Genomic DNA, 20,356 nt, shown 5'->3' with positions numbered 1-20,356 from the left:
TCTTTCAAAAGGTTGATCGGCGTTTTTTACGAGGAGAATACCGTTTTTTGCGTCCTAGCCTTCTTTTTCTTGCTTGTGCATCCAGCTTGCTTCTTTGCGGTCGAACCGGTACGGAAGGTACGCTTTCGCTAATTTGCTCTCCTGTAAAATAAGCATTCGATAGCAAGAATGGGTTTTCAATTTCGGGATTTTCGTAGCCATTGCGGCGGAACATCTCTTTCGTTTGATCGGTAATCCATTCGCCGCTAGAGAAAAGGCTATAGCTCCATGGAGCGCTGTTTATCGCTAGCTGCTTCATTCCTATTAATTCATTGTTATATTCGAGGAATAGACTTCCATACAACTCTCCTCTAGCTGAATCGATCCATGAGGTTGCCGGCAAGAAATCATGAGATAAAAGAAGGGACCGCAGCGGCTGATTATCGATGGTATAAGCACTAGGCGAAACCTGGTGCACATTCCATCTTTCCATCATATTTCCGGGAGACACAAGATATCCCGAATGGCGCAGCGCATACACATCTTCGAAGAGCGTATGCGTAAGATCAAGCCATGCTTGGTCGCCGTACCTTTTATTTCCATCGTCATAATAGCAATGGTTCTCGCTTAGCCTGCTCCACCACGCTATAAAGCGCTCGGCGGCCGGATGACGTTTTAACGCCAAAAATCCCGGATGGTAAATGCCTCTTTGGCGAGTGGTGGACAACCAATCCAGATCCAATGATTCAAGGTGAACGGCATTGCCGATTAAGATGATAGGATGATTCAACGCAATGGCGGAAAGCTCCTCGAGTGGCGATATTACCTTCGTTTCCGCATCCATATAAACCATTAATTGCTCTTCCGTATATTTGTCATACAGGTACTTCATCAATGGCGCCTTGCTAGCCCGCGCTGCTTCCTGAGCCGTATATTGAAAAAAGAATTTTTGCATATCAGGGTACGCACCCAAATCTCTTATTAGTACAACTTCGTCAAAATAAGGGCAAATGAGCGCTTCGCTCGGCATAGCACTTTCAATTATACCTACTACGACCTTGCAATCTCGCATTTGCTTTTTGACTGATTTAGCCAATATCATCGCGCTCGGCAGGAGGCTGGCGCTCGAAACCGTTCCAATGATCATGCTGCTCCACCCCGTTTAAACAGTTGTAGTCGATTGTCATTCACGGTTGTTCAACCATCTCCTCTCTTGCCATATACTATGTTTGACTAGATTCATAAGCAACATATACGAGTCTAGATTTTATATAAAAAAGCTTTGAATATAGAAGTAGATTTCAACTAAAAAGGCTCAAGGACACTGTCCTCAAGCCATTGATTCTCATTGTATAATATTTTAATTAATCGTATATGAACCGCCTGTCCTTGATCCTTCTCGTCTCCATGTTTTTGTCATCTGACCTAGCTGGAAATATCCGCTCAGCCATCGCATTAAATTCTGCAATGAAGCCTTGAATCGGATGTCCAAGCTTCACATCGTTCATATACGCATTCATTCGGCCGACAAAATCCGGATTCGCTGAGACATACACATGCTCAACGCCAGGCTTTAATTTTCTAACCTCTTTAGCGATATCATCCTTCATTTGATTAGTAAGCATATGATGTCCTGTAGATAAGCTGCTCATTCGTCTGCTGACCCTTGTGCCCTCTTGGCCCATATAACCGCTATTTGTCCGGCTCATCAATTTGGATTCAACCTTAGGCTCATCCTCATCTAATGAGACAGCGACATATGCATTATGATCGGTCAACAACACGTAAGCTGATTTCACTGCATCCATATCCATAATCTTCTTAGCAATTGCCTCGCTCATTTCCATTCGATAATTTTTATGCGAGCCAATGACGTTATTGCTGTTGAGCCTTCGACCGTTCACACGGTTCATTTCATTCATTTGATCGTTGGCAAACCGTTTATCCTTTAATAAATTGCCATTTGCATCATATCTTACGCTGTTTTGGCGAATGTTTTTATTCCCAAGATCTCCTTGTTTTTCCATGCAGCCTGCCAGCATTGTGCTTAGCAGCAAACCTGCAGTCAAAGCAGCGAATGGTTTGCGCATTTAGCCACCCTCCATCTTTTTAAATTAGGCCTCGAACCTTTCCTTATCGTTTGTCTTTTCCGCATGAGCTATTCATCTCATTGACAAAGATGCAGGGATAAAGTAAATTAGTATCAACTACTAGTACTTGGTACTAAACTTGAGAGGAAGTGCTCCGTATGAACAAAACACAATATGCTGCCATTCACTCGAATGCCGTCATTACCGCTATCGGCTCGTACGTTCCTGAACGAATATTAACAAATGCTGATTTGGAGAAGCTAGTGGAGACGAGCGACGAATGGATCATGCAGCGAACCGGCATCAAGGAGCGGCATATCGCCGCAGACAACCAATTTACAAGCGATCTTTGCTTTGCTGCTATTCATGACATGATTGAACGCTACGACGTGAGCGTGGCCGATGTCGATTACATTATTATAGCTACCTCTACGCCGGACGCCGTATTTCCGAGCGTAGCGTCTCAGGTACAGTCTCATTTTGGCATCGCCAGCGCTGGAGCTGCCGACATACAGGCTGCGTGCGCAGGCTTCGCCGCTGCCATACAGCTGGCCAACGGCTTGCTGCTCTCTGGCGCATATCGCAAAATTTTAGTCATAGGAGCAGAAACGCTGTCCAAAATTACCGATTACACCGATCGCACCACATGTATTTTGTTTGGCGACGGAGCAGGCGCATTTCTTATAGAAGCGTCCGAGGACGGGCATGGCGATATTGCAGCCGTATATAATAAGACCGACGGTACCCGCGGCCATCTGCTTTACCGAAGCAGCTTAGCTTCCGCAATCGGGGAGCATGACATTCATACGAACGGTTTTATTGTGCAAAATGGCAGGGAAGTCTATCGCTGGGCGGTCAGCCATGTAGCGGAAGGAGTCCAGCAGCTTTTAGAGAGCAGCGGACATTCCGCAGCGGATATCGACTGGTTTATTCCCCATAGCGCAAATATGCGCATCATCGAATCCCTTTGCGAGCGTACCGGCTTCACGCTTAGCCAGACTTTATCCAGCATCAAGCATTACGGCAACACCTCTGCAGCTTCCATACCGCTTGCAATCGACGAAGCGGTCAAAGCAGGTACTGTTAAGCCAGGCCAGCTCATGCTCCTGTATGGCTTCGGTGGAGGCCTTACGCAAGCCGGCGTCATACTTCGGTGGTCCCTGTAAACGAACAAATAAGCCCTATATTCAATCGTTCTGCTTGACATTGCAGCGATTGAATATAGGGCTTCTATCCATTAAGTCCGCTTCTTGTAGGCATCCTGATGTCCGTCTTCAAATCCTTTGGCGAAACCGGTATTATAGCCGATATTAAAGGTTTGCCCAAACTCTGCTTGCTCGTTTTCCTTCTGCGAAAACCGCTTCCTAAGCAGCGGCTTGCGGCGATGGAGCGTCTTTTTGCCAATCGAACTTCTCCGGCTCGTTCGTTTGCGCGATCCCTTCGGACTGTCCTTCGAGCTAGGTGCGGCTTTCCTTTTGTTTTTGAGCAATGGCTTCTCCCCCTGACCTTTGAACGCCATAAACGGGCAGCTTAGGCTGAATCCACGGCTTTGTCGGCTTTCCTCTCCGCTTTGTCCTTCTGCGCCATGCAAGACCGGTAACCGCCTCTGCAATCGTTTCCTGCAGATCGGTAAGCGATCGCACATTATCGCGAAGAAGCTTAGCTGTACCCTGTGAGCTGCCTGCCACATCGGCTACGCACTCCAAAATACGGGCAAGCGCCTGTTGGCTTCTTGCAAGCGAAGCTAGAAAGTCCGCTCTCGCCTCACGTTCCGTCCCTATGCTTCTCATTAGTTTTTATCACCGAATGAGATGCCTTTGCCAAAGGAAGCCATTGATTCCCCATCCATCTCAGATTCTTCTTCCTCCCGCTGCAGCACGGCCTTCATTATGGATACAATACCATGATTCAGCTTGGCGATCCCGTCGATTGCCTCAATAACCTGATCATGCATCTGAATAGACTGATCCAGCTGGGCTTGCTGCGAGTTGAAGTTATCGCTATGCAAGTGGTTACAGATCCAGGATCGCATTTTTTCGGCTTCCACCGCTTTGGCTTCCAGCATTATCGCTATATTTTTTTGTATACTAGCCGTTGAGCCAAGCATTCGCAAATACGCATGTTCGCGATTCATCCCAAGCAAAGCCTCCTTATAACCTCATCATTCTTCATCCGCTTCATTTAGCTCACGTATAACGAAAGTAAGCTGCTCAGCAATCGTTTCCTCAAAATCCGCGATGCTATTTAAATAAGCGATGATATTCTGCCCCATCGCCTGCGCATTTTCCAGAACACCGGTTACTCCGCTGAAATTCGGATATTCGTTCGGAAGTGACTGTACGACTTCGGAAATCCGAACCGTCACATGACGTTCTGACTCGAGGATTAGTGCCAGCTTTTCATTGGAATGAGCCATATGATGTATGATTTCCGTAACTCTTTTGTGCATGGAACTCTCCCTCCTTGCTTCTATAACATATGCGTTCCCTGCATTCTTGGTACTCGATTGCAGGCTACAAAGCTTGAAGCAGCTTTATAGGTGCGATTATGGGCAGACCATCCGGGATGGCACTTAGCTCTTCTTCAGACAGCTTCGTTTGCTGATGAGCATCGAGGCCCCAGCCTTCGGCGGCAAGCCTGCTTATAATCGCGCGTTTTTTGCCGTCTTCAAGGTAATAGCTGCTCCCATTCATACCCTCGCATAACATGCCATTTCGCAGCGCCTCATGCTCTCCTGCACGGATTGAGCTTTTCAAAGCAGTCAATGCTTCTGCATGAATGGGCTCGCCCATTGCCCAGCGCCATATGTCGAGCTGTGACAGCCGAATAGCTGTCTCCTCCCAAATCCCGTCGATCGGTCTTCTTACGCTATTCTCAATCCAATAGATCGTATCGCCAAGTCCCTTCACAGCCAAATGCTGCGGGTAAAAGGCGGACTCGCCAAGCTGCTTCCCGCTTGCCTTTTCCAGCTCCTGAAGCCATTTTCCTTGCTTATATGCAGACGCTTCCATGTCAAATATGAAATGATCTATCCCGCTCCACTTATTTGCAAAATAGAGACTCGAATCCTGATGCGCTTTTTCAGTCGAACGACGAGCTTCACTCTCTTCCTCCTGCTCCGCAAGATGAACATAGGCATCTTTCGCATAAACGAGCGAATAGCCCTGCAATCTCACTCGCAAGCCATAATCATCCGCATAAAAAGGCGTTACTTGACAGCCCTCATCCAAATAGCCAACCCTCTCCAACAGCTCGCGCCGAAACAACAAGCAGCTGCCCGAAAGTCGCTCGGCTTGATGCCATCTGGACGAATTGCTTTTATTGTTGACTCTTGTACATTCATACTTATCTTCCAAATCTTCGAATGGCAGCACCATATGCTGCTTTCCGCTCAGTCCATTTGATACCGGTCCTACTATCCCTATGCTTGCATCGCTGTTCAAGCATAGAAGTAAATTTTCAAGCCAGTTTTCGGTAGGCAGAATATGATTGTTCAGCAGCAAAATTGTCGTACCCTTGGCCATCATATAGCCTATGTTCGCTGCGCCTGTAAAGCCGATTGATTCTGATAGAACCCGATATCTCACTTGACCATCCAATTGACTTAAATATCGCTCGATGCCATCCGTAGAGCTATTATCAATAACGATGATTTCATAAGGAAGGTCGGTATGATCCATTATGCCTTCGATACATGCTTTTACCGATTCAACCTCGTTTTCACTCGGAATGATAATGCTAGTGCCTTCGAAATAGGTCTCATAGCTTTCTCTACCAGCCTGCAGTCCTTGCTGATAACCTTGACTCAGGCCAAGCTTATACCTCTCCAACCGTTTTTCCGCGTTATTGCGCGAGGCAGCATTGCTGTTGAGACGTCGAATCGGCCTTTTTTTGCGTCTCATCACTAATCTCTCCATTCCATCATTTGATCGTTCAGTTCAACATCATATTGTATGTGGAGAAGCTTTATCTGCAACGGCAAGCGTACAACTTATGCAGAAATGAAATCTATTAGATTCCATTTACTGTAAAATAAAACAGCTGCCCCTCAGGTCTTTACAGACCTCGCGGGACAGCATGATTCTTGCTTCTATTATGCTTTGCCAATCGCAATCCAGTTAATGCTGCCTCTAGGCTCGTGACTGATACGCGTACGGATAATGATGATAGCTGCTTTATCGATCGCTTTTGAATGAACAACGGCATAGCAAGCCGGATTGTCAGTCGTCACCGTTATGACGTAACGATTGTCTGCGAAAGGCTCATCGAATGGAATAATAAGCTCGACTTGCTCCGCTTGAACTTCAAAGCTATAGGGTGACAGCCCGAATTGCTGCTTGATGGCACCGCTGCCTGATGTCGTAATAACAGGCGTAAACCGTAAGGCTGAGAGTTCAATTGATTGCTCTTGTATATGCCTTCCAGCTATGGAGCCATCAGCAATACGCTCCGATTGTATCGTAGCCAAGCCCAGCGAATATTCCGGCAATAGCCCGACTGCAAGCTTATCCGCCGTAATGCTCCCCGGTGCGATCTGCTCCGTTCCTACGCTTCCTATTGCCAGCTTCGATGATGTTACGCCGCCTGCTGACAGCTGCTCTGTACCTATACTGCCAGGGGCCAGCTTCGACGCTGTTACGCTTCCCGCAGACAGCTGCTCCGTACCTACACTGCCAAAGGCCAGCTTCGACGCTGTCACACTTCCACTCGACAGCTGCTCCTCTCCTACACTGCCGAAGGCCAGCTTCTCAGCAGTCACACTTTCAGCTGCTAGATGCTCCGGACCTATGCTGGCAGGTGCTATCTTCGATGATGAGACGCTTTCGGCTGATAAATGCTCCGTTTCTACGCTGCCCAGAGCAAGATGCAATGAAGTAACGCTTTCGGCTGACAGATGCTCCGTTCCTACGCTTCCCTGCGCTAGCTTCGATGACGTTACGCTTCCGGTCGACAGCTGCTCTGTTCCTACGCTGCACAGCGCAATCTTCGACGTTGTTACGCTGCCTACTGACAGCTGCTCCGTTCCTACGCTGCCTAGCGCTAGCTTCGTCGTCGTTACGCTGCCCGCAGACAGCTGCTCCGTCCCTACGACTCCGAATGCCAGCTTCGACGCCGTTATGCTTCCCTCACCGAGCTGTTCCGTTCCTACACTGCCAAGCGCCAGCTTCGACGAGGTTACGCTCCCTGTAAATAGCTGCTCTGTCCCTACGCTGCCTAACGCCAGCTTCGACGTCGTTACGCTGCCAATCGACAGCTGCTCCGTTCCCACGCTGCCTGGCGCAAGCCTCGACGTCGTCACGCTTCCAGGTGCAAGTCTCGACGATGTCACGCTGCTTGGCGCCAGCTGTTCTGTACCTACGCTCTCGAAGGCAAGCTTCTCTGCTGCTACGCTAGCATCAGCTAATTGCTCTGTACCCACACTTGCTTGCGCCAGCTTCGAGATCGTTACGCTGCCAGCTGCCAAATGCTCCGCTTCCACACTGCCCGGCGCTAGCTTGGATGACGTTACGCTGTCATCCGTTAATTGCTCCGTTCCTACGCTGGCCTGTGCCAGCTTTGAGCTCGTTACGCTGCCGGCTGCCAAATGCCACTCTTCTACACTTCCCAGCGCCAGCTTGGATGATGTTACGCTGTCATCCGTTAATTGCTCCGTCCCTACGCTTGCTTCCGCCAGCTTTGAGCTCGTTACGCTGCCGGCTGCCAAATGCCACTCTTCTACACTGCCCAGCGCCAGCTTGGATGATGTTACGCTGTCATCCGTTAATTGCTCCGTCCCTACGCTTGCCTGTGCCAGCTTTGAGCTCGATACGCTGCCGGCTGCCAAATGCCACTCTTCTACACTGCCCAGCGCCAGCTTGGATGATGTTACGCTGTCATCCGTTAATTGCTCCGTCCCTACGCTTGCTTCCGCCAGCTTTGAGCTCGTTACGCTGCCTGCTGCCAAATGCCCCTCTTCCACACTGCCCGGCGCCAGCTTTGCTGACGTTACGCTGTCATTCGTTAATTGCTCCGTTCCTATACTTGCTTCCGCCAGCTTCTGACTCGTTATGCTGCCTGCTGCCAAATGCTCGTTTTCCACACTGCCCGGCGCTAGCTTCGATGACGTTACGCTGTCATCCGTTAATTGCTTCGATCCTACGCTTGATTTCGCCAGCTTGGAGATCGTTACGCTGCCTGCTGCCAAATGCTTCTCTTCCACACTGCCCAGCACCAGCTTCTCGGCTGTTACGCTGTCATCCTTTAATTGCTTCGTTCCAACGCTTGCATGCGCCAGCTTTGAGATCGTTACGCTGCTTGCAGCCAAATGCCCCTCTTCCACACTGCTTTGCGCTAGCTTGGATGACGTTACGCTGGTTTCAGCTAATTGCTCCGTTCCCACGCTTGCTTCCGCCAGCTTGGAGATCGTTACGCTGCCTGCTGCCAAATGCTCCTCTTCCACACTGCCCGGCACTAGCTTAGAGGATGTTACGCTGTCATCCGCTAATTGCTCCGTTCCCACGCTTGCTTCCGCCAGCTTGGAGATCGTTACGCTGCCTGCTGCCAAATGCTCGCCTTCTACACTGCCCGGCGCTAGCTTTGAAGATGTTACGCTGTCATCCGTTAATTGCGACGTTCCCACGCTTGCTTCCGCCAGCTTAGAGATCGTTACGCTGCCTGCTGCCAAATGTCCCTCTTCTACACTGCCCGGTGCCAGCTTGGATGCCGTAACGCCGCCCTCTGACAGCTGATTCGCTCCTACGCTGCCTTCAGCAAGCCTCGATGTCGTTACGCTGCCTGCTGACAGCTGATCCGCTCCTACGCTGCCAAATGCCAGCTTCGACGATGTAACACTGCCCTCGGCAAGCTGCTCTTCCCCAACCGCGCCTGGTTCGATCTGCTTCGTGCCGATTACATCAGCCGCAAGCTTCTCACGCGTTACGGCACCGTCATTCAACTGCTCTGTTCTTACGCTATTAATTGATAATTGCTTGCTGCCGACCGTCCCTTGCTTAAGCTTGCTTCCCGATATCGTTTCGTCAGCTATTTTATCGAAAGCCAGCACATCGCTGGCCAAATGGGCTAGCGTAATCGTGCCTTTGCGAATGTGATAGCCTTGAATCGTATCCGACTTCAAATGTTTGCCTGCCAGCGACTCCAGCTGAACATGCTCGCTTGATACCGAATCCTGCGCGATCTTTGCTCTAGTTACCGATTCATCCTGAAGCGCCTGCTCCCCAATGCTGGCTTTGGTCAAATGAACGGCATATACCGAGTCCGGTTGAAGCTGCTTGTCGCCTATCGATAGCGGGGCTATTTTGCCAGATGTGACCGCACCCTCCGCGATATGATCCGTCCCGACAGCTTCGCTGCTGAGCGCTTCTGCGCCAACGGAGCCTTTTTGGAGCTGTACAGAACCTACACTTCCCTCAGTAAGCTTATCGGACGTAATGGAATCATCAGCCAAATGAGCGCCATGCACGCTGCCTTCCCCAAGGTGAATGCCGAGCACGGATGCGCCCCCCAAATGACGGCTAAGCACGGCTTCGTCGGCGATCTGCTTCGACTGCACTGCGCCAAAAGCAAGCTTAGCAGCTGTAACGGCGCCATCCTGCAGTGTATCAGTTCCAAAGGATTGATCGGCAAGATGGTTGGCTCCAATTGACTTGGCTTCAATATGGGTCGAGCGAATCGAGTCGGGTTGGATATGCTGCGATGACACCGATTTAATCGCAAGATGGCTGGACAATACGGCATGCGGCACAAGCTTGGCGCTCGTTACGCTGCCGTCGGCAAGCTTCTCAGAGGAGACGCTTAAGTCCGTCAGCTTATCGGTCGTGACCGACTCCGGCGAAAGCTTGAGCGAGTTCACGACATGATCGGCTAAATGATGAGAGAATACGCTACCTGCCGCAATATAACGCTCCGTTACGGCACCTAGCGCCAGCTTGCTGCTAGTTACCGAGCCGTCCTGCAGCTTCTCATTATCGACGGAATCTACCGCGAGGTGGCGTCCTTCAATAATTGCCGGCTTTAGATGCTCGCCGTCGACAGCATTCTTGCTAATCGCTTCGCCCATTACGGAGCCCGCCGAAAAATGGTAAGATCTCAGCGCTTCCGGCGAGAGCTTCTGGAAGGTAACTATCTCATCCTGCAAATGCCGCGATTCAACCGAGCCATTCGCGAGAACGGAACCGTCGACGGCATCTGCCGTCAGCTTGCTCCGAGAAACCGATTCGCTGGCTAGCTGTGACATGCCAACAGCCTCAAAGCCGATATGCTCTTCTCTAACCGCTTGAGATGCGAGCTTATCCTCGTTGATGATGCCGTTTTGCAAATGTTCTCTTAAGACGGCGTTTGGAGTGATATGCTTCGTTGTGATCGACTTTGCCGATAGATGGGATTGCAAAATTTGATTTTCGGCTATTTTGTCAGAGATAATGCTTCCATTTCCCAAATGGCGGCTTTGCACCGAATCATTAGCCAGCTTCTGACCGTTCACGCTTTGATCCGAAAGTTTCGATTGCGTAATCGAATGATCGACGATCTTAATCGTGGAGACCGATTGATCCGCCAGCTTCGTCGTGTTGATAGACTGATCGGCGAGATGCTCGCTTGTAATTTGTCCGTTTCCGACGTGTGTGCTCAGAATAGACGCTGCTTGCAGGTGAGATGAAGACACCGTTTGATCCGCCAGCTTCGTCGTGTTGACTGACAGATCGGCGAGATGCTCATTTGTTATTTGACCGCTTCCGACGTGTATGCTCAGAATAGATGCTGCTTGAAGGTGGGATGAAGACACGGATTCGTCCGCCAATTGTTCGGCTTCGACTGCCTTTGCCTGCAGCTCCCTTGTTCCGACTGCGTTTTCTGCCAGATGGTCTGACATGATTTCGCCCGAGGCCAAATGCTTTCCCTGAATGATACCAGCTGCAAGATGCTCTGATAGGAGTACGCCAGACTTAACATGCTCGGAATCAATGGATTCAGCCGCAATTTTCTCGCTCGTAACAGCTCCGTCACGCAGCTTGGAGTGCGTTACCGCTCCTTCGGCGAGCTTCGAATTATGAATACTTTCATTTGCCAAATTTTCCGGCCGGATCGCTCCGCTTTTAATTTTTTCGGCTGTAACCGACTGCTCCGCCAGCAGCTCTGATGTAATGAGAAACGGCTTCAAGTGCTTGGAATCAATCGAGCCTTCGGCAATTTTATCCGGGCTGATTATGCGGTCTGCCAGCTTCTCCGACGTGATGCTGCCGCTTTGAATCTTGCTGCCGGAAATGGAATAATCCACTATTTTGTCACCGGATATCGAATGGTTCGCCAGATGCTCGCCTGTAATCGATTCGCTAGCGATTTTGGACGAGTTAACTGCTCCATCCTCCAGATGAATGGTCTGAACGGCATAATCAGCTAGCGAGCTTGCTTGCACGCTTCCAGTCGACAGCTTGCTGCTGTCAATCGCCCCAGGTGCGATTTTCTCAGCCGTAACGGCTAGATCGACCAAGTCATCTGTATAAATAAAAGCGGGTGGACCCTCTGGCTCCTTTTTCTCCTCAATCCTATCCTGCTTCTCTTCCCATGTGATCTCTTGAATCTGCTCGACTAGCTCCTCGGTTGCCTCCTGCTCTGCTTGCTCGATCGATGCGAGTTCAGCATCAACATCATCAACATCATCAACATCATCAACATCATCAACATCATTAACAACAACTACAGCATCCACATCAACAACATCAACTTGATCAAGGACTGGAGCAACGGCATTTACCGTTGCTTTTAGTTCATTTTCATCCGCAGCTTTGTGTACCTTCTCCTCTGCAGCCTTTAAGGATAACTTGGCTGCTTCTAACGCAGCGGCTTTCTTTTTATTCAATTCGTCCAGCCACTTTAACTCGGAAGTATGCGGATTATCAACATAAAAAAGCGGCTTTCGCCCCTTCGGGCTTTTCCCTTTATTGCTTTTTGTCATAGTCCTCTCCTTCTTCCACCAGAAATGTCATAGGTAATATATGCACATACCCATAGGCTGGCTACTAGGAGCGAAGACAAATATGTATGACTGGCTAAGTCGCATGCAAAAAAAACCGAGGAGTCATGATGCTCTCCGCGGTTTTCACATGTTAGTATCCCATTATTTAGATTTTGACAGTAAATAAAGGAAATATGGTGCTCCGATAACGGCAACAACAATTCCTGTCGGAATTTCATTGGGCTGGAATGCCCATCTAGCCAGCGTATCCGCTACGATTACGAGCAATGCCCCAACAAATGCAGAGGTTGGAATTAACACCTGATGCTGCGGTCCAACGAGCCTTCTTGCCAAGTGTGGAGCAATAAGCCCCACGAAGCCAATGCCGCCGCCGACGGCAACGCAAGAACCTGCAAGTCCTACGGATGCCGCAAGCAGCCAAGCTCTCTCCTTATTCACCTGCGCGCCGAGACCTGCCGCCAATTGATCGCCAAGGTTTAAAGCATTTAACGCTCTCGCTTTATATTGCACGAACGGCAAAATAATAATCAGCCATGGCAGAAGCGCCAATACATATTTCCAGTTCGTGCCCCAAATGCTTCCCGCCATCCAAACGGCAAAAAACTGGTATTTCTCCGGCGTAAGACGCAAAATCAAAATTTGCATCGCTGCGCCAATGCCCGCCGCTACGGCGATTCCGACGAGAATCATCCGGGTTGGCAGCAATCCGCGATGCCGCTTATACGATAGCATGAAAATAATCAATGCCGTGAGCGAAGCGCCTATCAACGCCAGAAAGGGCATCAAAAAGATGGACCCCTTCTCCGTTGTCGGATAGAGGGAGATGAACAAAATAACGGCAAGCCCAGCACCCGCGTTAATCCCGAGAAGCCCTGGATCAGCAAGCGGATTACGCGATATGCCTTGGATAATACAGCCCGATACGGCGAATCCCGCTCCGATCAGGATGGAAATAACAATTCGCGGCAATCGGAAATCAAATAAAATAAGCTCCTGCTTGTCTGTGCCCGCCCCAAATAACGTTTTGAATACATCGAGCGGCGCAAGCCGGATGTAGCCCGTATTCATGCTGATAATAAAGGATAGGATGATAAGCGCGCCAAGCACCGACATGGCGAGAATGGCGCGTTTTCTTCTGCGCTGCTCCGTTGCAGTAATAAATAATGTATCCACCTTTATTCCCCCTTCATCCTAGTTACGAGATAAAGGAAGAAAGGAACGCCGATTACCGCGATAATGATGCCTATCGCCACTTCCTGAGGCGGATTAACCATACGCCCGCCAATATCCGCAAGAACCATGAGCAGACTGCCTAGAACAGCCGAGCACGGAATAATCCATCTGTAATCCACGCCGACAAGGAAGCGTGATATATGTGGAATAATAAGTCCGACAAAGCCAATTGACCCAACTGCAGACACAGCAGTGCCGGCGAGCAGCAAGACGATAATAACGCCTCCTGCCTTCACCCAGCCTGTTCTTTGGCCAAGACCCGCAGCAACATCATCACCCAAGCTCAACAACGTGATTGAGCGGGATAAAGCGATAGCGCCAAGCAAGCCGCCGATCACCCATGGGGAAATGATTTGAATCTGCACCCATTTTATTCCGGCTACTCCGCCAGCGTACCAAAACGCCAAATCTTGACCGATTTTAAAGTAGAGTGCGATGCCTTCCGTAATCGCAAGCAGCAAGGCGCCTACAGCCGCTCCTGCTAACGTAAGTCTAACTGGCGTTAGTCCGCCCTTCGCCAGTGAACTGATCCCATAAACAAGTCCCATTGAGACTGCAGCGCCGGCAAAGCAAACAAACATAAGCGCTAAGTACGATACCGATGGAAAAAAAGCGAAGCAAATCGCCAGCATGAAGCCTGCCCCAGCATTGATGCCGAGCAAGCTTGAATCCGCCAGCGGGTTGCGGGTCATCCCCTGCATCACCGAGCCTGCGACAGCAAAAGCAGCACCTACGAGGGCCGCCGCCAGCGCGCGCGGCATCCGGAGCTCTTTAATAATCTGATGCTGTATCTCGTCCCCATTAAAGTGAAATACAGCTTGCCATACGGTGGATAGGCTGATATCCGCCGCTCCAACCGAAATGGATAAAGCGAGTGACAGGATGAGAGAAGCAATGCCCCCAAACAAAATAATAGTGGCCGCCAGCGGCCGCGTGCGCAGCTTTGTGCTTGCCGCCGCTTTCGCATTTAATGAAGAAGACATGCTCTAACTACCCTTCTATATGTATACTTTGATTGAACATAATGGCTCGCAAGCATCGCTCGCAGGTAGCCTCTTTAACAAAAGTAAGTTTTTGGGCATAAAAAAAACCCGCTATATTGATAACGATTCTCGTTTTCAATATAGCAGATTATTTAGCACTTTTCAATGAGTTAATTAAGTCAATTCATAGCGGATCGGTGGGATGATGCGTCAGGCACGGACTCTTCCCGCTCTTGCAGGAACCGTAAAACGATGTGGAGCAAATCGACTGATGGGCAGCCTCGCCTGTTTTTCTTCCAGCAAATCCGCTACGACGAGCGCCGTAATTGGACTCAGCAATATGCCATTGCGATAATGGCCGATTGCCATAATAACTGCCGGCGTTCCTTCTATCTGACCAAGAAGCGGCAGCCCGTCTCGGGTTGCTGGGCGGAGACCTGCCCAGCTATGCGCGATCTTCCTGCCTTCAAGAAAAGGAAACAGCTGGTTGCTGCTGCGAATCAAGCGTCCAATTCCCCGCTCGGTCACGCTTGTCGCAAAGCCGGCGACATCCTCGGATGCGCCGCATACGAGCCGTGCATTTCGTTTGCCGACCCAATAAGCCTGACTTGCGAACACCATATGGCGCACATCGTCAGCCTGATGCTCGTAGGAGCAAATTTGACCGCGTATCGGATGAACCGGAATGCTGAGACCGAACCACCGCTCATAAGCGCCAGACCAAGCTCCCGCGCACACGACTAGCCGATCGGCGTGAACAAGACTCGCTAAACCTTGAGCCCGAACAGTAACCCCTCCGCTAGGGTGAACAAGCACTTCTTCAATCTCGCCGGCATGCGCATGAATGGCAACTCCCAGCTTGCGGCACGCCGCCGCAAGCGCCGAGACCAGCTTCGGTGCGTAAACGTGGCTCTCTTGCGGCGTAAATACGCCGGCAACCGCCGAATGCGACACCATAGGCTCCAGCTTCCGAAGCTGCGCTGCATCGAGAAGCTGAGCTCTTGCGCCCCAATCATTTTGCCACTGCAATCTTGACGCAATAGGAAGCGCATCCGCTTCGTGCATAAACACGTTAATGCTTCCGCTTTGGACCCATTCTACAGGCATGCCTGACAGCTCCTCGACTGCCTTAATCCACTCCGGATAGCAGCGAAGACTGTTTAAGCACAAGTGAAAGAATTCATCCGGCTGCTCCGTATTTTCCGAATAGGGGGCAAGCATGCCCGCAGCCGCACCCGATGCTTGACCGCCCAGCTCGCTTGGCTCAATAAGCGTTACATGCATCCCTCTCCTTGCTGCTTCAAACGCACAGGACAAACCGATGATGCCGCCGCCGAGTATCATAACGGATTGCGGCATTACTGCTCGCCTCCGCTGCCGAGGCTGGCCGCTGTCTCAAACAAGGAGCCCGCCCACTCGCTGCTTGCTGACGCGTAGCGTTTCTTCGGAATGCGGCCGGCAAGCCTCGCTAGACGGCCTGCTTCAATCGCTAACCGGAATGCGCGAGCCATCATGACCGGGTCCTGCGCCTTGGCGATTGGCGTATTGGCCAATATGCCGTCCGCGCCCAGCTCCATCGCTTCCGCCGCGTCCTTTGCGGAGCCGATGCCCGCATCAATAATGACGGGGACGCTTGACTGCTCGGCAATAAGACCCAAATTGTAAGGATTGAGCAGCCCTAGTCCGGTTCCTATTGGAGAGCCGCCAGGCATAATTGCCGAAGCTCCTGCCTGTTCCAGCCTTCGGCATAGAATAGGATCATCTGAGGTGTAAGGCAGTACGATAAAGCCTTCGCTTGCAAGCTGCTCCGTAGCTCGCAGCGTTTCTACCGGATCAGGCAGCAGCGTGCGGTGGTCGCCGCTGATTTCTACCTTGATCCAATTTCCAAGACCGGCCTCACGTGCCAATCTCGCAATCCGTACAGCCTCCTCTGCCGTTCTTGCACCCGATGTATTTGGCAAATATTTAAGCGCCCTGTCCTCGAAGTGCTGCAGCACCGAATCATCCTCTACGCTTTCAAGATTGACCCGTCTTACTGCGAATGTAATGACTTCCGAGCCCGACGCTTCAAGCGCCTGCTGAAGCACAGCGGGACTAGGAAACCGCCCCGTTCCGAACAGAAAGCGCGACCGCAGCGTATAACCGCCAATAACTAGCGGATCATTCTCAATCCATTCACCCAACTTTGGCTCACCCCCCTCCGATAAAGTGTACAAGCTCTATAGAAGCGCCGCCTTGCAGCTCGGTTTCTGCCCAGAGCGCGCGCTGGACGATCACACCATTCAGCTCTATGACAAGCTTCTTGTTTTGCTGTCCCAGCTCAACTACCAGCTCCTCGACCGTTTTGGCGCTCGTCTGCTCCTTGCGTCCATTGATGATCAACGTCTTTTGCGCAAAATTATGTTCAGAAGCCAGCTCACAGCCAGCCGCATCCAGTCTCTCCAAGAAGGCGCGGCATACGCTTGCCGGAGCTGTATGGCCTACGATAGCGGAGACGGCACATATCCGCTTTGCTCCAGCAGCGAGCACGATATCCACATTGCCTAACGTAATGCCGCCAATCGCAACAAATGGGATCGTGATGTGCCGAGCTGCTTCTGTTACATAGCTAGTGGTGACAGCGGCGCGGCCTGGCTTCGTATTGGTTGGAAACACAGGTCCCACGCCAATATAATCAGCTCCGCTTTGCTCGGCCGCCAATGCCTGCTGCAAGCTATGCGTCGAAATGCCGATGATCCGATTCGGTCCGAGCAATGCTCTCGCCTCCGCAATAGGCATATCCTCTTGCCCTAGATGGACGCCGTCAGCATCCGTTTCCAGAACGATATCCGGGTAATCGTTGATAATGAAAGGAACATTATATTTTCGCGTTAATTGACGCAGCGCCTTGGCCTGCTCCAGCACTTCTTCCCTTGTTCCCGTCTTATTGCGAAGCTGTATGATCTGCGCACCGCCAATCAATGCCTGCTCCATGACATCTGCGACGAATTTTCCGGGATGATTGCTTTCCGCCGTAATGGCGTATAGCCGAAAATCGCGCCATTTTGGTCTACTCATTAATCATGCACGCCTCTCTATCGTCAGAATCATTTCTTTTTATATCAAATAAGCTTTGCAAAGCCTAATGGCATGCTCAGCATCCGCCGTTCCTTGCACGAGCACCCGTCCATCCGGAAAGAGAATGAGCTGTTCGCCGCATGGGAGCACTGCCTTTACTAAATAGCGATTAACCGTCAGCTTACAGCCCTGCACCCCTAACGACTTCTCTAATGCAGCCAGTTGGAGCGGCTTGCCTAATGTCACCTGTACCGTGTCTCTCCCGCATAGCACGGTAGAGCTGATGACAACCTCATCTTGTATGTCCTTTTCCAACATTGGCTTAGCAGCCCTTGCCGACCCTTCTTCATTGCCGCAATATGGACAGCAGGCGCTTCCGGCTGGCAGCAGCGATTCCCGGAGCCGGAACGACCATAAATCGACGCTTAGCCAGGTTTGGCGTATGGCTCCTTGATTGCCGGTGAGCCATTTGATCGCTTCGGCCGCTTGCAATGAAGCTACAAATTCTACGGCTGGCGCCAGCACGCCAACCGTATCGCAGGTATCTGCCTCGTTTTCCGAATCCTCGGCGCCAATCAAGCAGCGCAAGCATGAGGTTGCACCCGGAATGAGCGTTGCCTGCATTCCTTGCGCTCCTGCTACGCCGCCATATACAAATGGAATGCGCTGCTTGAAGCATAGTTCGCTAAGCAGAAGCCTTGTCGCAGCATTGTCTGTTCCATCAAGCACAAGATGGACGCCGCTTGCCAGCACAGCTGCATTCGCTGCGTTCACATCCGCCACAGTGGCAACGAGGCTCACGCTGCTGTTGATTTGCCGCAGCTTATTGGCTGCGGCAACTGCCTTGGGCATAACCGCAAGAGCGTCCGCTTCATCGAACAGCATTTGCCGCTGCAGATTGCTGGGCTCGACGAAATCCCGATCGACCAGTCTAACCTCGCCTACCCCCGCCCGAACCATATGCTGCGCAAGCGACGCGCCAAGCGCGCCGACGCCGACAATGAGAACCGACGACTTGGCCAGCTTGCGCTGACCATCCTCGCCGATTGCCGCAAATCTGGTTTGCCTCGAATATCGGTCGAAAAAAACCGGCTCGGTACCATTAGCCATAAATCATGCTCCCTGCCGCCTTGAACGCTTCCGACTTCTCCTTCATTCCCGCTTCAATCGCTTCAGTCGTTTCCATCCCGTTTTGCGCGGCGTACTCCCTAATGTCCTGAGTAATTCTCATGCTGCAAAATTTAGGGCCGCACATCGAACAGAAATGAGCGGATTTGGCCGCATCCGCCGAAAGCGTCTCGTCGTGGTACGCCATCGCGCGCTCGGGGTCAAGCGAGAGATGGAACTGATCACGCCAGCGAAATTCGAACCGCGCCTTGGACAAGGCGTCGTCGCGCAGCTTTGCTCTCGGATGCCCCTTCGCCAGATCGGCTGCGTGAGCCGCGATTTTATACGTAATAACGCCTTCCTTCACATCCTCTTTATTCGGAAGCCCCAGATGCTCCTTCGGCGTTACGTAGCACAGCATGGCTGTACCGAACCAGCCGATCATTGCAGCTCCGATTGCTGACGTAATATGGTCATAACCAGGTGCAATATCGGTCGTTAGCGGGCCTAGCGTATAGAAAGGCGCTTCATCGCAAACCTCTAACTGGCGATCCATATTTTCTTTGATCAGATGCATCGGCACATGGCCGGGACCTTCGATCATCACCTGCACGTCATGCTTCCAAGCGATTTTCGTCAGCTCGCCCAGCGTATCCAGCTCGGCAAATTGCGCGGCATCATTTGCGTCGGCGATCGAACCTGGTCTGAGCCCATCCCCGAGCGAGAATGACACGTCATAGGCTTTCATAATTTCGCAAATCTCTTCAAAATGCGTATACAGGAAGTTTTCCTTATGGTGTGCGAGACACCAAGCTGCCATAATCGACCCGCCCCGCGAGACGATGCCTGTAACGCGCTTAGCGGTGAGCGGAATGTAACGCAGCAGCACGCCTGCATGAATCGTAAAATAATCGACGCCCTGCTCCGCTTGCTCGATTAGCGTATCGCGAAATACTTCCCAGCTAAGATCCTCCGCTTTGCCGTTTACTTTCTCCAGCGCTTGATAGATCGGCACCGTTCCAACCGGAACCGGCGAATTGCGGACGATCCATTCCCGCGTCGTATGTATGTTTTTGCCCGTAGACAAATCCATAATCGTATCGGCTCCCCAGCGGGTTGCCCATGTCATCTTCTCCACTTCCTCCTCAATCGAGGAAGCAACCGCGGAATTGCCGATATTCGCATTGATCTTCACGTGAAAATGCCGTCCAATGATCATCGGCTCGCTCTCCGGATGATTGATGTTCGCCGGGATGATGGCGCGCCCTGCTGCGATCTCGCTGCGAACAAACTCTGCGTCCATTCCCTCGCGAATTGCGATATATTCCATCTCCGAAGTAATGATGCCCTTGCGGGCGTAATGCAGCTGCGTAACATTCTGACCGGCTTTCGCACGCAGCGGCTGTCTCACTAGGCCGGGAAACCGCTCTGCCCCCCGCTGTTTTTCCTTATCCTCCGTCAAGAATCCGTTGTCCTCCGGCTTTATTTCACGACCGTCATAATGCTCCACGTCGCCGCGCTCGTGAATCCATTCGCTGCGAAAGGTCGGCAAGCCGCGCCTTACATCTGTTTCTAAGCTCTCATCGGTATAAGGGCCGCTTGCATCGTAGACGCGTAACGGCTCGTTCGGCAGCTCCTCGCCATTTCTGCCTGAGCTTGCCTCCAAAGCAATTTCTCTCATCGGCACGCGGATGCTCTCTCTCGAGCCGGTGACATACACTTTACGGCTGCCCGGAAGGGGCGTTGTCATAATCGCCATAACAAAAAACCTCCTAATGGAATATGCAGAATTCCTCCTGGAGGCATACGCGAGCATATAAGAAAGTTTAACGCACCGCTAACCCACCCACGTATAATCGCTACGTGCACGGCATTCGCTGGAGCGTGAATGAACCAGCTGCACGCTCGCTCAGCGAGACTTGGCGCAGCCCGTTCAA

General features: G+C 51.3%; 16 protein-coding genes. 1 reads left to right on the top strand and 15 read right to left on the bottom strand.

Annotated features, from left to right (window positions below; all coding sequences use genetic code 11):
- Positions 1-4: 4 nt before the first annotated feature.
- Together AC2TDN_RS10560 and AC2TDN_RS10555 are read right to left on the bottom strand one after the other, a co-directional pair.
- Positions 5-1,126: a hypothetical protein gene (locus AC2TDN_RS10560; protein WP_484687933.1), complete on the bottom strand. Its 1,122-nt coding sequence runs from the start codon at positions 1,124-1,126 to the stop codon at positions 5-7.
- Positions 1,127-1,343: 217 nt separating this feature from the next.
- Entirely contained in the window at positions 1,344-2,069 is a 726-nt protein-coding gene (locus tag AC2TDN_RS10555; RefSeq protein ID WP_484687932.1) for a YhcN/YlaJ family sporulation lipoprotein, read from the bottom strand.
- A gap of 158 nt (positions 2,070-2,227) precedes the next feature.
- Between AC2TDN_RS10555 and AC2TDN_RS10550 the strand changes: the two genes are divergently transcribed.
- Entirely contained in the window at positions 2,228-3,235 is a 1,008-nt protein-coding gene (locus AC2TDN_RS10550; protein WP_484687931.1) for a beta-ketoacyl-ACP synthase 3, read from the top strand.
- A 71-nt stretch (positions 3,236-3,306) separates the two neighbouring features.
- Here AC2TDN_RS10550 and AC2TDN_RS10545 read toward each other — a convergent pair whose 3' ends face one another.
- From AC2TDN_RS10545 to thiC, 13 genes are all read right to left on the bottom strand, one after another.
- Positions 3,307-3,558 carry a hypothetical protein gene (locus AC2TDN_RS10545; protein WP_482068063.1) on the bottom strand — a complete coding sequence of 84 codons (252 nt, stop codon included), beginning with the start codon at positions 3,556-3,558 and terminating at the stop codon, positions 3,307-3,309.
- Positions 3,527-3,859 carry a hypothetical protein gene (locus tag AC2TDN_RS10540; protein ID WP_484687930.1) on the bottom strand — a complete coding sequence of 111 codons (333 nt, stop codon included), beginning with the start codon at positions 3,857-3,859 and terminating at the stop codon, positions 3,527-3,529. The genes AC2TDN_RS10545 and AC2TDN_RS10540 overlap by 32 nt, the downstream gene beginning before the upstream one ends.
- On the bottom strand, positions 3,859-4,203 hold the full coding sequence (locus AC2TDN_RS10535) for an alpha-helical endospore appendage domain-containing protein (protein WP_482068061.1): 345 nt from the start codon (positions 4,201-4,203) through the stop codon (positions 3,859-3,861). The genes AC2TDN_RS10540 and AC2TDN_RS10535 overlap by 1 nt, the downstream gene beginning before the upstream one ends.
- Before the next feature lie 27 nt (positions 4,204-4,230).
- On the bottom strand, positions 4,231-4,518 hold the full coding sequence (locus AC2TDN_RS10530; protein ID WP_482068060.1) for a nucleoside-diphosphate sugar epimerase: 288 nt from the start codon (positions 4,516-4,518) through the stop codon (positions 4,231-4,233).
- 64 nt (positions 4,519-4,582) lie between these two features.
- Positions 4,583-5,971 (bottom strand): glycosyltransferase family 2 protein, encoded by a 1,389-nt coding sequence (locus AC2TDN_RS10525; protein ID WP_484687929.1) that lies wholly within the window; start codon positions 5,969-5,971, stop codon positions 4,583-4,585.
- Between the two features lie 191 nt (positions 5,972-6,162).
- On the bottom strand, positions 6,163-12,018 hold the full coding sequence (locus AC2TDN_RS10520) for a WIAG-tail domain (protein WP_484687928.1): 5,856 nt from the start codon (positions 12,016-12,018) through the stop codon (positions 6,163-6,165).
- Positions 12,019-12,180: 162 nt separating this feature from the next.
- On the bottom strand, positions 12,181-13,152 hold the full coding sequence (locus AC2TDN_RS10515; RefSeq protein ID WP_484688086.1) for a FecCD family ABC transporter permease: 972 nt from the start codon (positions 13,150-13,152) through the stop codon (positions 12,181-12,183).
- Positions 13,153-13,214: 62 nt separating this feature from the next.
- Complete coding sequence (locus AC2TDN_RS10510; RefSeq protein ID WP_484687927.1) at positions 13,215-14,255, bottom strand: FecCD family ABC transporter permease; 1,041 nt, start codon at positions 14,253-14,255, stop codon at positions 13,215-13,217.
- A 210-nt stretch (positions 14,256-14,465) separates the two neighbouring features.
- On the bottom strand, positions 14,466-15,614 hold the full coding sequence (gene thiO / locus AC2TDN_RS10505) for a glycine oxidase ThiO (RefSeq protein ID WP_484687926.1): 1,149 nt from the start codon (positions 15,612-15,614) through the stop codon (positions 14,466-14,468).
- Positions 15,614-16,438, bottom strand: coding sequence for a thiazole synthase (locus AC2TDN_RS10500; RefSeq protein WP_482068055.1), 825 nt, complete (start codon positions 16,436-16,438; stop codon positions 15,614-15,616). The genes thiO and AC2TDN_RS10500 overlap by 1 nt, the downstream gene beginning before the upstream one ends.
- A gap of 7 nt (positions 16,439-16,445) precedes the next feature.
- Entirely contained in the window at positions 16,446-17,312 is an 867-nt protein-coding gene (thiE, locus tag AC2TDN_RS10495) for a thiamine phosphate synthase (RefSeq protein ID WP_484687925.1), read from the bottom strand.
- A 39-nt stretch (positions 17,313-17,351) separates the two neighbouring features.
- Positions 17,352-18,422, bottom strand: a complete 1,071-nt coding sequence (locus AC2TDN_RS10490; protein WP_484687924.1) for a ThiF family adenylyltransferase — start codon at positions 18,420-18,422, stop codon at positions 17,352-17,354.
- Complete coding sequence (gene thiC / locus AC2TDN_RS10485; RefSeq protein WP_484687923.1) at positions 18,415-20,178, bottom strand: phosphomethylpyrimidine synthase ThiC; 1,764 nt, start codon at positions 20,176-20,178, stop codon at positions 18,415-18,417. The genes AC2TDN_RS10490 and thiC overlap by 8 nt, the downstream gene beginning before the upstream one ends.
- Positions 20,179-20,356 lie beyond the last annotated feature (178 nt).

It is taken from the genome of Paenibacillus sp. Y660 (genome assembly GCF_057221575.1).
This window is presented reverse-complemented; position numbering and strand designations above follow the sequence as displayed.